This window comes from Ensifer sp. 22521 (assembly GCF_052044795.1).
In the GTDB taxonomy this organism is placed as follows: Bacteria; Pseudomonadota; Alphaproteobacteria; order Rhizobiales; family Rhizobiaceae; genus Ensifer.
This window is the reverse complement of record NZ_JBQENM010000002.1, coordinates 85,599-99,458: the sequence shown is the minus strand read 5'-3', so window position 1 is coordinate 99,458 and position 13,860 is coordinate 85,599. Positions and strand designations below refer to the sequence as shown.

The 13,860-nt window shown below is 61.5% G+C and carries 12 protein-coding genes; 6 read left to right on the top strand and 6 right to left on the bottom strand.

What is annotated here, in order from left to right:
* Positions 1-56: 56 nt before the first annotated feature.
* Positions 57-257, top strand: coding sequence for a DUF1674 domain-containing protein (locus tag ACTJKE_RS02645; RefSeq protein ID WP_057252005.1), 201 nt, complete (start codon positions 57-59; stop codon positions 255-257).
* A gap of 171 nt (positions 258-428) precedes the next feature.
* On the opposite strand, the gene acs is transcribed toward ACTJKE_RS02645, so the two are convergent.
* Positions 429-2,378 carry an acetate--CoA ligase gene (gene acs, locus ACTJKE_RS02640; protein ID WP_440691140.1) on the bottom strand — a complete coding sequence of 650 codons (1,950 nt, stop codon included), beginning with the start codon at positions 2,376-2,378 and terminating at the stop codon, positions 429-431.
* A 227-nt stretch (positions 2,379-2,605) separates the two neighbouring features.
* On the opposite strand from acs, the gene ACTJKE_RS02635 reads away from it, so the two are divergent.
* Entirely contained in the window at positions 2,606-3,307 is a 702-nt protein-coding gene (locus ACTJKE_RS02635; protein ID WP_093233470.1) for a DUF1013 domain-containing protein, read from the top strand.
* 72 nt (positions 3,308-3,379) lie between these two features.
* Here the strand turns inward: ACTJKE_RS02635 and ACTJKE_RS02630 are convergent, their stop codons facing one another.
* Positions 3,380-3,766 (bottom strand): ectoine synthase, encoded by a 387-nt coding sequence (locus ACTJKE_RS02630; protein ID WP_093233471.1) that lies wholly within the window; start codon positions 3,764-3,766, stop codon positions 3,380-3,382.
* A 138-nt stretch (positions 3,767-3,904) separates the two neighbouring features.
* On the opposite strand from ACTJKE_RS02630, the gene ACTJKE_RS02625 reads away from it, so the two are divergent.
* A complete protein-coding gene (locus tag ACTJKE_RS02625; RefSeq protein ID WP_375374154.1) occupies positions 3,905-4,774 on the top strand; it encodes a LysR substrate-binding domain-containing protein in 870 nt (289 codons plus the stop codon).
* Between the two features lie 45 nt (positions 4,775-4,819).
* Here ACTJKE_RS02625 and ACTJKE_RS02620 read toward each other — a convergent pair whose 3' ends face one another.
* Both ACTJKE_RS02620 and ACTJKE_RS02615 read right to left on the bottom strand, forming a co-directional pair.
* Positions 4,820-6,727: an AMP-binding protein gene (locus ACTJKE_RS02620; RefSeq protein WP_440691137.1), complete on the bottom strand. Its 1,908-nt coding sequence runs from the start codon at positions 6,725-6,727 to the stop codon at positions 4,820-4,822.
* Positions 6,728-6,838: 111 nt separating this feature from the next.
* A complete protein-coding gene (locus ACTJKE_RS02615) occupies positions 6,839-7,498 on the bottom strand; it encodes a YggS family pyridoxal phosphate-dependent enzyme (RefSeq protein ID WP_058321629.1) in 660 nt (219 codons plus the stop codon).
* Positions 7,499-7,722: 224 nt separating this feature from the next.
* Between ACTJKE_RS02615 and leuS the strand changes: the two genes are divergently transcribed.
* Genes leuS through holA form a run of 3 tightly spaced genes read left to right on the top strand, consistent with a single transcriptional unit; the run spans position 7,723 to position 11,917 of the window.
* Complete coding sequence (gene leuS, locus ACTJKE_RS02610) at positions 7,723-10,350, top strand: leucine--tRNA ligase (RefSeq protein ID WP_440691135.1); 2,628 nt, start codon at positions 7,723-7,725, stop codon at positions 10,348-10,350.
* Positions 10,337-10,870, top strand: a complete 534-nt coding sequence (lptE, locus tag ACTJKE_RS02605; RefSeq protein WP_057252012.1) for an LPS assembly lipoprotein LptE — start codon at positions 10,337-10,339, stop codon at positions 10,868-10,870. Before leuS ends, lptE begins: the two co-directional genes overlap by 14 nt.
* A 12-nt stretch (positions 10,871-10,882) precedes the next feature.
* On the top strand, positions 10,883-11,917 hold the full coding sequence (holA, locus tag ACTJKE_RS02600) for a DNA polymerase III subunit delta (protein WP_058321627.1): 1,035 nt from the start codon (positions 10,883-10,885) through the stop codon (positions 11,915-11,917).
* Positions 11,918-12,136: 219 nt separating this feature from the next.
* On the opposite strand, the gene ACTJKE_RS02595 is transcribed toward holA, so the two are convergent.
* Complete coding sequence (locus ACTJKE_RS02595; protein ID WP_057252014.1) at positions 12,137-13,027, bottom strand: ParB/RepB/Spo0J family partition protein; 891 nt, start codon at positions 13,025-13,027, stop codon at positions 12,137-12,139.
* 35 nt (positions 13,028-13,062) lie between these two features.
* Positions 13,063-13,857, bottom strand: coding sequence for a ParA family protein (locus tag ACTJKE_RS02590; RefSeq protein WP_057252015.1), 795 nt, complete (start codon positions 13,855-13,857; stop codon positions 13,063-13,065).
* Between the last annotated feature and the right edge of the window lie 3 nt (positions 13,858-13,860).

Sequence of the window (13,860 nt, the reverse complement as noted above, 5' to 3'; positions counted from 1 at the left end):
ATGGGTGCAAATGCCCCGTTCTTCAATATTGATGCTCGAATCCGGATACCGTTCAGATGCAGAACGACAATGACAACGCTCCCGATCGCCCGAAACGGCCACTGCCGCCCGCAGCCATGCGCGCGCTGAAGGAAGCCGAAGAGCGGCGTCAGGCGGAAGAGAAGAAGGAATTGCCACCAGAGATCGGCGGACGCGGCGGTGAAGATCCTGCCCGCTACGGCGACTGGGAGATCAAGGGTCGGGCGATCGACTTCTAAGCTTGAGGCGGCAAGCCGCCGGCCCCTTAGCTGCGAACTGAATCCGGCTCACTAAATCGCCACAGGTGCAGAGCACTGCGTGCAGCGACACCGCAAATCACGTGCAAACCTTATTTGTTTCAGTCGAAACGGCCGCTACACACCCAGTGGGCTCGTAGCGGCCGCAAGAGATCAGGCCTTGTTCTGACGATTGGCGATGAGGTCGTCGACGACGGCCGGATCGGCGAGCGTCGAAGTATCGCCGAGCGCGCCGAAATCGTCTTCGGCGATCTTGCGCAGGATGCGTCGCATGATCTTGCCAGAGCGGGTCTTCGGCAGGCCCGGTGCGAACTGGATCTTGTCCGGCGTGGCGATCGGTCCGATTTCCGAACGGACGTGCTTCACCAAAGCAGCGCGAAGATCGTCATTGCCGATTTCGCCGGCCATCAGCGAAACATAGCAGTAGATGCCCTGGCCCTTGATCGGATGCGGATAGCCGACAACTGCCGCTTCCGAGACGAGGTGATGCGATACCAGCGCCGATTCGACTTCTGCCGTTCCGAGACGGTGGCCGGAAACATTGAGAACGTCGTCCACGCGACCGGTGATCCAGTAATAGCCGTCCTCATCGCGACGGCAGCCGTCACCGGTGAAATACTTGCCCTTGTAAGTGGCGAAGTAGGTCTGGCCGAAGCGCGCGTGATCGCCGTAGATCGTGCGCATCTGGCCGGGCCAGCTGTCGGTGATGCAGAGGTTGCCGTCAGCGGCGCCCTCAAGCACGTTTCCTTCATTGTCGACCAGCTGCGGCTGCACACCGAAGAACGGCCGGGTGGCGGAACCGGGCTTGAGATCGGTTGCGCCCGGCAGCGGCGTAATCAGGATGCCACCGGTCTCCGTCTGCCACCAGGTATCGACGATCGGCGACTTCTGCTCGCCGACGACGTTGTAGTACCACTCCCAGGCTTCCGGGTTGATCGGCTCACCAACCGAGCCGAGCAGGCGGAGCGACGAGCGCGACGAGCGCTTGACGAAGTCGTCACCGGCACCCATCAACGAGCGGATCGCCGTCGGCGCCGTGTAGAAGACGTTGACCTTGTGCTTTTCGACCACTTCCCAGAAGCGCCCAGCATCCGGGAAATTCGGGACACCTTCGAACATGACGGTCGTCGCCGCATTCGCCAGCGGGCCGTAGACGATATAAGAGTGGCCGGTGACCCAGCCGACGTCGGCCGTGCACCAGTAGACTTCGCCGTCGCGGTAGTCGAAGACATATTCATGCGTCATCGACGCATAGATGAGGTAACCGCCGGTCGTGTGCAGCACGCCCTTCGGCTTGCCGGTCGAGCCTGAGGTATAGAGGATGAACAGCGGATCTTCCGCCTTCATCTTCGCCGGCTCGCAATGCGGCTTCACCGTGGCGATTTCCTGGTGATACCAGAGGTCGCGGCCAGGCGCCCAGGCGGTCTTGCCGCCGGTGCGGCGGACCACGAGCACCTTGTTGACGATGACATGCTGCTTAGCCGCGATGTCGATCGCGGTGTCGGTGTTTTCCTTGAGCGGTACCGGCTTGCCGCCGCGCACGCCCTCATCGCAGGTAATGACGAAGGTGGATTCGCAGTCGACGATACGGCCGGCAAGCGCATCCGGCGAGAAACCGCCGAAGACGACCGAATGGATGGCACCGATGCGGGCGCAGGCAAGCATCGCATAGGCCGCTTCCGGGATCATCGGCATGTAGATGGTGACGCGGTCGCCCTTTTTGACGCCGTGCTTCTTCAGCACGTTGGCGAGGCGACAAACCTGCTCGTAGAGCTGGTTGTAGGTGATCTTCTTGTCGATATAGGGGTTGTCACCTTCCCAGATGATTGCCGTCTTCTCGCCATGCGTCTTCAGGTGGCGGTCGATACAGTTGTAGGAGACGTTGGTGAGGCCGTCTTCATACCACTTGATCGAAACCTTGCCCTTGAAGGAGGTGTTCTTGACCTTGGTATAGGGCTTGAACCAATCGATCCGTTTGCCGTGTTTGCCCCAGAACTTTGCCGGGTCCGAAACACTCTCCTCGTACCACTTCAGGTAAGTGGCGTTGTCGAGCAACGTCCGGCTCTTGGCAGACTTCAACACCGGATAGATTTTGGCGGACATATTTTCCTCCCTACGCATTCCTAGTGCGGCTCGCCACTCCCAGGGCCAGCCCGTTTCGCGGACATACATAGCAGGTCAAATGGCTGCCGCAATTAGACAAAAGGACATTTGGAACTGAAGAATTGCAATTTTGAGACAAGGACGGTATAGAGGCCCACATTTCCCGGAAATCAGTGGTAGACTCCACGGCCCGCGACACCGGCGCGGCGGACAAAAGGACTATATCCATGGCTCAGCAACTGCTTATGCCCAAGGCAACAGCCGTCTGGCTCGTTGACAATACCGCGCTGTCCTTCGACCAGATCGCGCAGTTTTGCAAGCTGCACCCGCTTGAAGTAAAGGCGATCGCCGACGGTGAATCCGCGCAGGGCATCAAGGGCCTCGACCCGATTGCCACGGGCCAGCTTTCGCGTGACGAGATCGCTCGCGCAGAAGGAAACCCCAACCACAAGCTGAAGCTTTCCGAGCCGAAGGTCCGCGTTCCTGACTCGAAGCGTAAAGGTCCGCGCTACACCCCGGTCTCCAAGCGCCAGGATCGCCCCAACGCCATTCTCTGGCTGGTTCGCAACCATCCCGAGTTGAAGGATGCACAGATTTCGCGCCTCGTCGGCACCACCAAGTCGACGATCGAGCAGATCCGCGAGCGCACCCACTGGAATTCCGCCAACCTGACGCCGATGGATCCGGTGACACTCGGCCTCTGCTCGCAGATCGACCTCGACCTCGAAGTCGAACGCGCCTCCAAGGGCCGTCCGCTGCCGACGGCTGCCGAACTCGGCCAGACGCTGGAATCGGCTCAGGAGACCGAAAAGCTGGGCTTCAACTACGAGCGCGAGGAAGAGAAGGAAATTGACGCCGATGCCGTCTTCGCCAAGCTCAAGTCGCTGAAGTCGGACCGCAAGGACGAGGACGAAGACGATCACTATTGATTGCCGTCCAGCTCGATGAAAAAAGCCCGGATCGTCGATCCGGGCTTTTTTGTTGGCCAGTGTTCAATACGTTCAATAGGCCGAACCGGATGGATCGTTGAGGTTGTGGCGCTCGGTCCCTTTAAGCGGCGGATTGAAGATGCTGACGAGGATCAGATCTTCGTCCTTGCCGCCGCGCAGATAGTGTTTGTCGTGCTGGTCCAGCACGTAGATATCGCCCTTGTTGATCGGGAAGATCTTGCCCTGCATATCCTCGACCTCACCGTGGCCGGCGATGCAGTAGCAGGCCTCCAGATGGTTGCGATATTCGAGCAGCGATACCGTGCCGGCGCGCACCACCGTGTGGCATACGGTGAAGCCCATGCCATCCCTTTCGGTAAGCAGCCGATGACTGGTGCCGCTGCCCCATTCGACGAAATGATCGGTTGCTTCGATCTGCTGCAGGCTGCGCACGAACATGGGTCTCTCCATCTGTAAGGATTTCTAATGTTTTCGGACGGGATTCTTCCGCCCTTTCCACGATGAGCTCAGTATCCGTTGACATAGGAAGCCAATCAAACGACGATTCCTCACGGAATTGATGAGGAAAATTTACAGATGATGCTGCCACCACTCGGCATGCTGCGCGCCTTCGAAGCCGCAGCGCGTTTGGCAAGTTTCTCCCGCGCCGGCGACGAACTGCATGTGACGCATGCGGCCGTCAGCCACCAGATCCGCTTGCTGGAAGAGTGGTTTGGCCGCCCGCTCTTCGTGCGGGAGAAACGTGGAGTGCGGCTAGCAGCAGAGGCTGAAAGCCTAGCAACGGCGCTGACATCGGCGTTCGAGCGCATCGCCGCGGAAACGGAGTTGCTGCGATTGAATGCCAAGGCGCAAGTGAGCGTCGCCTGTATTCCCTCGATCGCCACCCGCTGGCTGATACCGGCACTCGGTGAATTTCTCGGCCGTCATCCCGAGGTCGACGTCAAGGTCGTCTACGCCATGGCCGAACAGCAATTGCGCGAAACCGGCTGCGATATCCTCATCACTCTCGGCGCCGATACGAGCGAAGGGACGCGGTCAGACCGGCTGTTTTCGCGAATCAATCGGCCAGTTGCGAGCCCCCGTTACATCGAACGGAAAGGTGAGTTGAGGGCAGTGCAGGCGATCGCTTCCGCCGATCTGCTGCACGATGAGACAACCTCGCGGTGGCGCGATTGGTTCGCCAGGGCAGGGGTGACGACGGGACAAAGCCTGCGAGGTCCCATCTTCCAGGACTTCAACCTGCTCGCCACGGCCGTCATTGCCGGCCATGGCGTGGCCCTTTGTCCGGTCGAGGTCTTCCGGCGCGAAATCGAAAGCGGCGACCTCGTGATCCTCTCCGATATCGCCACTCTCGAAGACGAGAGCTACTTTCTCATTACCAAGACCGCGCGCTCAAAGGCAGTGTCAGTGTTCAGCGACTGGTTCGCGACCGTCGTCAGGTCTTAATGCAAGCGCCGTGGCGCTCACATCATAAGCCGGCTCAGGAAGTCGCTAGATGCCGATTCCCCGGCCATGCAGCGCCAACGTGATCTCGTCCAGGATAACCGGGTCGTCGATCGTCGCCGGCATTTTCCAGGGTTGGCGATCGGCAATTTTCTGGATCGTAGCCCGCAGGATCTTGCCCGACCGCGTCTTCGGCAGTCGCTTGACGCAAATCGCCATGCGGAAGGCCGCCACCGGCCCGATGCGCTCGCGCACGAGGCTGATCACTTCGCGTTCGATCTCCGACGTTTCACGGGAAACATTGGAATTGATGACGAGGAAGCCCGCTGGCACCTGACCCTTCAAATCATCGGCTATCCCGATGACAGCGCATTCGGCGACATCAGGATGGCTGGCGCAGACCTCCTCCATTGCCCCGGTCGAGAGCCGGTGACCCGCGACGTTGATGATGTCGTCGGTGCGCGCCATGATGAAGATATAGCCATCCTCGTCGAGATAGCCGGCATCGGCGGTCTTGTAATAGCCGGGAAAATCTTCGAGATAGGCCGCGCGGAACCGATGGTCTGCGTTCCAAAGCGTCGGCAGGCAGCCGGGCGGCAGCGGCAGTTTTACGACGACATTGCCGAGCGTGCCCGGGCCGACCGGATGTCCGGCATCGTCGAGAATCTGGACATCATACCCCGGCAGTGGGACCGCCGGAGAACCGTACTTGACCGGCAACAGGCCGAGACCCATGGGATTGCCGGCCACGGGCCAACCGGTCTCCGTCTGCCACCAGTGGTCGATAACGGGCACCCCAAGCGCTTTCTCCGCCCAGCGGATCGTATCCGGATCCGCCCGCTCACCGGCAAGGAACAGCGCGCGGAAGCGCGACAGGTCATAGCGGCCGACATAGGACGCATCGGGATCGTCCTTGCGGATCGCGCGCAGAGCGGTCGGCGCCGTGAACATCACCACGACCCCGTGCTCGGCGATGATCCGCCAATAGGTTCCGGGATCGGGCGTGCCGACCGGCTTGCCCTCGAAGAGGATCGAGGTGCTGCCGTTCAGGAGCGGGCCATAGACGATATAGGAGTGGCCGACGACCCAGCCGATATCGGAGGCGGCCCAGAATACCTCTCCCGGCTGGACGCCGAAGAAGTTCTCCATGGACCATTTGAGCGCAACCATGTGGCCGCCATTGTCGCGCACCACGCCCTTGGGCTGGCCGGTGGTGCCCGACGTATAGAGCACGTAAAGCGGATCGGTTGAGGCAACGGGCGTGCATCCGACCCCTTCACCCTCCTGCTTCGCCGCCGCCAGCGCCACAGCGAAATCGATGTCGCGTCCCTCCATCATGTCCGCTTCCGCCATTTCCCGTTGGAAGACGAGGCAATGCGCCGGCTTGTGGGTCGCGATCTCCAGCGCTGCATCGAGCAGCGGCTTATAGGCGACGGTTCGGCCGGGTTCGATGCCGCAGCTTGCGGACACCACGAGCTTAGCCTGGCAATCGTCGATGCGCACCGCCAGTTCGTTGACGGCAAAACCGCCGAAGACCACCGAATGAACGGCGCCGATGCGGGCGGCGGCCAGCATGGCAACCGCCGCCTGCGGGATCATCGGCATGTAGATGATGATGCGATCACCCTTGCCGACACCGAGCTTCCGATAGACGGCAGCCAGTGCTGCCACATCGGCAAGCAATGCCGCATAGGAGATGCGCTCGACACGGCCGGTGACCGGACTGTCATAGATGAAAGCGATCTGCTCGCCGCGCCCGGCTTCGACGTGGCGGTCGAGACAGTTATAGCAGGTGTTCGTCGAGCCACCGGCATACCAGTGCCCATAGGTGCCGCCCGCGGCATCGAAAGCGCGTTGCGGGCGTTCGAACCAGTCGATGGCGTCGGCAGCACCGGACCAGAAACCTTGCGGATCCGCCTTCCAGGCGGCGTACACTTCGGAATAGCGACTCGCCATTTCCGTTCCTCCCTATGCATTTGCCGGACATGTCCGGCCTCCTCGTGCACAAGGATAGGCTAATGGGTGGGCAGGGGAACCCCGACGAAAGCGTAATGCGGCGAAATGGCGTTATCGCGCGCCGAAAATGGCCGAACCGACACGGACGCTGGTGGCGCCGAACTGCACCGCCGTCTCGAAATCGCCGGACATGCCCATCGACAGCTTCTCGAGCTTGCAGGCGGCGGCCAGCTTGGCGAGCAGGGCGAAATGCGGGCCGGGATTTTCCTCGACCGGCGGAATGCACATCAGCCCCTCTATCTGCAGACCCAGCTCCTGGCGGCAAAGATCGACGAAGGCGACCGTTTCCTCCGGTGGGATGCCGGCCTTCTGCGGCTCCAGCCCGGTGTTGACCTGAACGTAGAGCCTGAGGTTCCGGCCCTGCTTCTGCATTTCCGCGGCAAGCGCGCGGGCAATCTTCTCGCGATCGACCGTCTCGATGACGTCGAAAAGGGCGACTGCCTCAGCCGCCTTGTTCGACTGCAGCGGGCCGATCAGGTGCAGTTCGAGGCTGGGCGTTTCAGCCTTCAGCACCGGCCACTTGCCTTGCGCTTCCTGAACCCGGTTCTCTCCGAAGACCCGCTGGCCTGCGGAAATCACCAGCCGGATTGCATCGGCGTCGAAGGTTTTGGACACGGCGACCAGCGTGGCTGCACCCTTGGCGCGATGAGCAGACTTCTCTGCCGCCTGAATCCGGCTCACGACATCCTGCAATCGCTCTTGGACTTCCATGGACCTTTTCTCCGAAACGGATTTCTCAAACCACTCACCGAGCGGATTAGGCAAAGTTGATCGGCTTGCCAAGACCGCCACCCTCATGACGGGCGCAAATCCGCCAAAGTGTCGCGGCAAACCCTTCAAAAACTTGACCGTCAGGCGGTTTCGTGGTGAAGGTCACCCCAACTATCATGAGGCGCGCCCTATGCGCCGCAGAACTTCCGGAACATCGAAAAGACATGTCTAGCGAACGATACAATCCGCGTGATGCCGAGCCCCGTTGGCAGCAGGAATGGGAAAAGAACGAGGTCTTCCAGACCGAGAACGACGATCCGCGCGAAAAGTACTACGTGCTCGAGATGTTCCCCTATCCGTCGGGCCGCATCCATATGGGCCACGTGCGCAACTACACCATGGGTGACGTGGTGGCGCGCTACAAGCGCGCCCGCGGCTTCAACGTGCTGCACCCGATGGGCTGGGACGCCTTCGGCATGCCGGCCGAAAACGCTGCCATGGAACGCGGCGTGCATCCGGCAAGCTGGACCTACCAGAACATCGCCTCGATGAAGGCGCAGCTCAAGGTCATGGGCCTGTCGCTCGACTGGAACCGCGAATTCGCGACCTGCGACCCCGCCTACTACCAGCGCCAGCAGCACCTGTTCCTGGACTTCCTGGAGAAGGGCCTCGTCTACCGCAAGCAGTCGAAGGTCAACTGGGACCCGGTCGACAACACCGTGCTCGCCAATGAGCAGGTGATCGACGGCCGCGGCTGGCGGTCGGGCGCGCTGGTCGAACAGCGCGAACTGACGCAGTGGTTCTTCCGCATCACCGACTTCAGCCAGGAACTGCTCGACGCGCTCGACACGCTGGATCAGTGGCCCGAGAAGGTGCGCCTGATGCAGAAGAACTGGATCGGCCGCTCCGAAGGCCTGTCGCTGCGTTGGGAACTGGTCGAAGGCACCGCCGGTGACGCGACCGAGCTGACCGTCTACACGACCCGTCCGGACACGCTCTTCGGCGCTTCCTTCCTGGCGATCGCTGCCGACCATCCGCTGGCTAGGCAGGCGGCGGCGACCAATCCGGAAGTCGATGCCTTCTGCGAGGAGTGCCGCCGCGCCGGCACCTCGCTCGCCGCGCTGGAAACGGCGGAAAAGAAGGGCATCGATACCGGCATTCGCGCCAAGCACCCGCTCGATCCGAGCTGGGAACTGCCTGTTTATGTCGCAAATTTCGTACTGATGGACTACGGCACGGGCGCCATCTTCGGCTGCCCCTCCGGTGACCAGCGCGACCTCGACTTCGCCCGCAAGTACGACCTGCCGGTTGTTCCGGTCGTTATGCCGAAGGACGGCGATGCCGCAACCTTCGCCATCGGCGACGAGGCCTATATCGGCGACGGCGTGATGATCAACTCGCGCTTCCTCGACGGCCTGTCGACGGAAGAGGCATTTGAGACAGTCGCCTCGAAGCTCGAGCAGGAAACGCTCGACGGCACGCGGCGCGCCGAGCGCAAGGTGAACTTCCGCCTGCGCGACTGGGGCATTTCGCGTCAGCGCTATTGGGGCTGCCCGATTCCGGTCATCCATTGTGATGATTGTGGCGTCGTGCCGGTTCCGAAGGCCGACCTGCCGGTCATTCTGCCGCCGGACGTCACCTTCGACAAGCCGGGCAATCCGCTCGACCGTCACCCGACCTGGCGCCACGTTGCCTGCCCGCATTGCGGCAAGGATGCCCGGCGCGAGACGGACACGATGGACACCTTCGTCGATTCGTCCTGGTACTTCACCCGCTTCACCGCGCCGTGGGAAGACAATCCGACCGACCCCAAGGTCGCCAACCATTGGCTGCCGGTGGATCAATATATCGGCGGCATCGAGCACGCGATCCTGCACCTGCTCTACTCGCGCTTCTTCACCCGCGCGATGAAGGCGACCGGTCATGTCGCGCTCGACGAGCCGTTCAAGGGTCTCTTCACCCAGGGCATGGTCGTGCACGAAACCTATAGCCGCGGCGAGGGTGCCCAGCGCGAATGGGTGACCCCGGCCGAGATCCGCATCGAGGAAATCGACGGACGCCGCCGCGCCGTGCTGCTCGAGACCGGCGAGGAAATCGCCATCGGCTCGATCGAGAAGATGTCGAAGTCGAAGAAGAACGTCGTCGATCCCGACGACATCATCGCTTCCTATGGCGCCGATACCGCGCGCTTCTTCGTTCTCTCCGATTCGCCGCCGGATCGTGACGTCATCTGGTCCGAAGCCGGTGTCGAAGGATCACATCGCTTCGTCCAGCGCGTATGGCGCTTGATCAGCGAGGCGGCCGAAAAGCTGCGCGGGATCGAAGCCGTACCGGCGCTTGAAGGCGAGGCCCTTGCCGTTTCTCAGGCCGCGCACAAGACGCTGCGCGCGGTCGAGGCGGATTATGACAAGCTGGCCTTCAACAAGGCCGTGGCACGGATCTATGAGCTCGTGAACACGCTTGCCGCACCGCTGACACAGGTTGCCGCCGGCAAGGCGGACGCAGCGCTCGCGAGCGCTGTAAAGGACGCCACGACGATCCTGGTCAGCCTGATTGCACCGATGACGCCGCACCTCGCCGAGGAATGCTGGCGCGAAATCGGCGGCGAGGGGCTGATCGCGGAGCGCGGCTGGCCGACGTTCAATCCTGCGCTGGTCGTCGAGAACGAAATTACCCTTCCCGTGCAGATCAACGGCAAGAAGCGCGCCGATTTGACAATCGCCCGCGATGCGGATCAGAGTGCGATCGAAAGCGCCGTCCTGGCGCTCGATGCCGTCAAGTCCGCGCTCAACGGCAGCAGCCCCAAGAAAATCATCATCGTGCCCCAGAGGATCGTCAATGTCGTTGTCTGATAGAGCTGGCTCCCGTATCCGGTCGTTTCCGGTGCTGGCAGGTGTTCTTTTGCTGACCGCGCTCGCCGGCTGCCAGGTCAGGCCGCTCTACTCCGATCCTGTCGGTACGTCGACGGCGCTGGCGGCGATCGAGATCTCCGATGCCGACGAGCGCGTCGAACAGGAAGTCCGCAACGCGCTGATCTTCCTTGTGGCGGGCGGGCAGGGCGAACCGGTAAACCCGCAATATCACCTGTCGCTGGACGTCACGAGCCGCGCCATGGGCGTGCTCTATGATCAGAACAAGGACCGCGTGGATCGGGCAAGCGCCGGACGCATCGTCGTCAAGGCGGACTACAACCTGACGAAGATCGGAACGGGCGAGACGATCAAGTCTGGCAACCGCACGGCGGTCGCGCTTGTCGACTTCTCCGTCCAGGAATTTGCCAAGGTGCGCGCCGTGCGCGATGGCGAAAACCGCGCCGCAAAGGAATTGGCCGAGCTGATCCGGGCTGATGTTGCCGCGGCCCTCAGTCGCTAGTCCGGTGTCGGGATGAGCGAAGTCAAGTCGCACGAATTCGACTCCTTCCTCCAGAAGTCCGTCGGGGTCTACCGGCTGTTCATTCTCTACGGGCCCGATCGCGGGCTCGTATCCGAGCGTGCGTCCGCACTCGCCGCGCGCTGCGGCGTGCCGCTGGATGATCCCTTTTCCGTCCTGAAGCTCGATGTCAGCGAGCTGGCGCAATCGCCCGGCCGGCTGCTGGACGAGGTCAATTCCATCGGGCTGTTTGGCGGTGAGAAGCTCATCTGGGTGCGGGGAGCAGCCAACGAGAAGTCACTCGTCGACGCGATGCAGCTTTTGGCGGCCGAGCCGCCCTCAGGCAGCTATGTGATCGTCGAGGCCGGTGACCTGAAGAAGGGTGCCGCCCTTCGCAAGATCGGCGAGACGGCCCGCTCTGTTGCCTGTATCGCCTGCTACAGTGATGACGTTCGCGGCCTGCAGGCCTTGATTGATAAGGAACTTGGCGACGAGAAGCTGGGAATCACGCCGGCCGCCCGTGCGCGCCTGGTGGACGCTCTCGGCGGCGACCGTCTGGCGTCACGCAACGAGCTGCGCAAGCTCGCCCTTTACTGCCGTGGGAAGACGGCCGTGGACGAGGAGGACGTGCTCGACATCGTCGGCGATGCCAGCGCCATTTCCGTCGATGACGCGGTCGATGCGGTGCTCAAGGGCGATCTCGATGGCCTGCTGCACGCGATGCAAAAGATCACGACCTCGAAGACCCCGGCGTTTCTGGTACTGCAGGCCTGTCTGCGACAGTTCCAGCAGCTCGACGTGATGCGCGCCGAGATGGACGCCAGTCGTCAACAGGCAGGGCAAGTGATTGCGACGCTCGGGCGTGGTCTGCATTTCCGACGCAAACCGATCGTCGAGGCCGCGCTGAAGCAATGGACGGCGCCGGCGATACGCCGTGAACTCAATCGCCTGCAGACAACCATCTTCCAAAGCCGCAGTCGCGCCAGCCTCGAAGAAAGCCTGGTCTTGCAGAACCTCATGGCGATCGCGGTGCAATCCGCACGGCGTTGATGCGTTCGGCCCAGGGGAACTCAGCCGGCTGAGTTCGCTTGCTTCCTTCATTTCCTAGCTGGAATTGCCTCTTTACACGCATGGATCCGCGTCCTTGCAGGCGATCCCTTTGAATCTGGTCCGTTCGCGCAGAAAGATTAGAGAAATCAATATATTAAGGCGCGCCCTTGTTTGCAGGGGGCGCCTCTCGATTGTTCTCACAATGGCGTTTGTATGCGCTCAGCGGCGCTCGAGCAGACGGCAGATCTCCTCGAGCTGATCGAGCGTCTTGTAAGCGATGCGAAGATGGCCGCCGGAAGCCTTGTGATTGACGGTGACCTCGAGGCCAAGGCTGTCCGACAGGGTGCGTTCAAGCGCCAGCGTGTCCGCATCCTTCTCGTCGCGGCGTGCCGTCTTGCCGAAATTCGGGTCGTTCTGCGCGCGGATATCGTTCTGGGCGATGCGCTCGGCATCACGCACCGAAAGCCCCTTGGAGACGATCGTGCGGGCCAGCGCCGCCGGATCCGACGTCGGAATCAGCGCTCGCGCATGCCCGGCAGACAGCGCGCCTTCCGACAGCATGTCGCGCACCGGTTCCGGCAATTTCAGCAGTCTCAGGCTGTTTGCGACGTGGCTGCGGCTCTTGCCGATAATTTCGCCGAGATCGTTCTGCGTGTAACCGTGTTCGGCAATCAACTGCTCATAGCCGAGCGCCTCGTCGAGCGGGTTGAGATCCGAGCGCTGAACGTTCTCGACGATCGCGATCTCGAGCGCCGTGCGATCGTCGACGTCACGGATAATGACCGGAATCTCGGTGAATCCGGCTAACTGTGCGGCCCGCCAACGACGTTCGCCGGCGATGATCTCGTAGCGGTCGGCGCCGATCGTGCGAGCGACAACGGGCTGAACGATGCCGTGCTGACGAATCGAATTGGCGAGATCCTGAAGCTCGGCTTCGTCGAACTGCCGGCGCGGGTTGCGCGGGTTGCGCGACACGAACTCAATCGGCACACGCCGGTCCGGATTGACCGGGGCAGGGGCGGAAGCACCTGCCTGCAGCGGTTGATCCATCTCGCCGATCAACGCGGCCAGTCCGCGACCAAGCCGTCTCTTCGAGCTATCGTCGTTCATATCGTCACCCGATTTAAATTACGCTACCGAAATGATTATGCAGCCTTGCGCTGGCGTTCACGCTGAATCACTTCCGATGCCAACTGCAGATAGGCCTGGCTTCCAGCGCATTTCAGATCATAGAGAATCGCAGGCTTGCCATAGGACGGCGCCTCGGAAACGCGCACATTGCGCGGAATGAGCGTGTGATAGACCTTGTCGCCAAGATGGGTCCGGACATCACTGACGACCTGCTGGGCGAGATTGTTGCGCGAGTCGAACATCGTCAGCACGATACCCTGTATATCCAGCGACGGATTCACCGATCGGCGAACCTGATCCACAGTTTCCAACAGCTGGCTGAGACCTTCCAGCGCGAAGAACTCGCACTGCAACGGCACCAGCACGGAATGCGCTGCGGCCATGGCATTCATCGTCAGGAGATTGAACGACGGCGGGCAATCGACGAGCACATAGGAGTACTCCATCGCCGCCGGGCTGACCAAAGCTTTGCGCAGGCGGAAGACCCGGTCCGGTTCCTGAGAAATCTCCATCTCGACGCCGAGAAGATCCATAGTCGAAGGCACAATCGAAAGATTCGGCACAGCGGTTTGCTGTGCTATCTCGTTGATCCCGTGCGAGCCCATCATCAGCTCATAGGATGAGAGGTTCCGATCGCGCCGCTGAATACCCAGACCGGTGCTGGCATTGCCTTGCGGATCGAGATCGACGATGAGGACTCGTTCGCCGATTGCCGCGAGAGCAGTCGCCAGATTGATGGCGGTCGTCGTTTTACCGACTCCACCTTTCTGATTTGCGATTGTGATGATCCGATTTCTTGCGCCAAACATGTT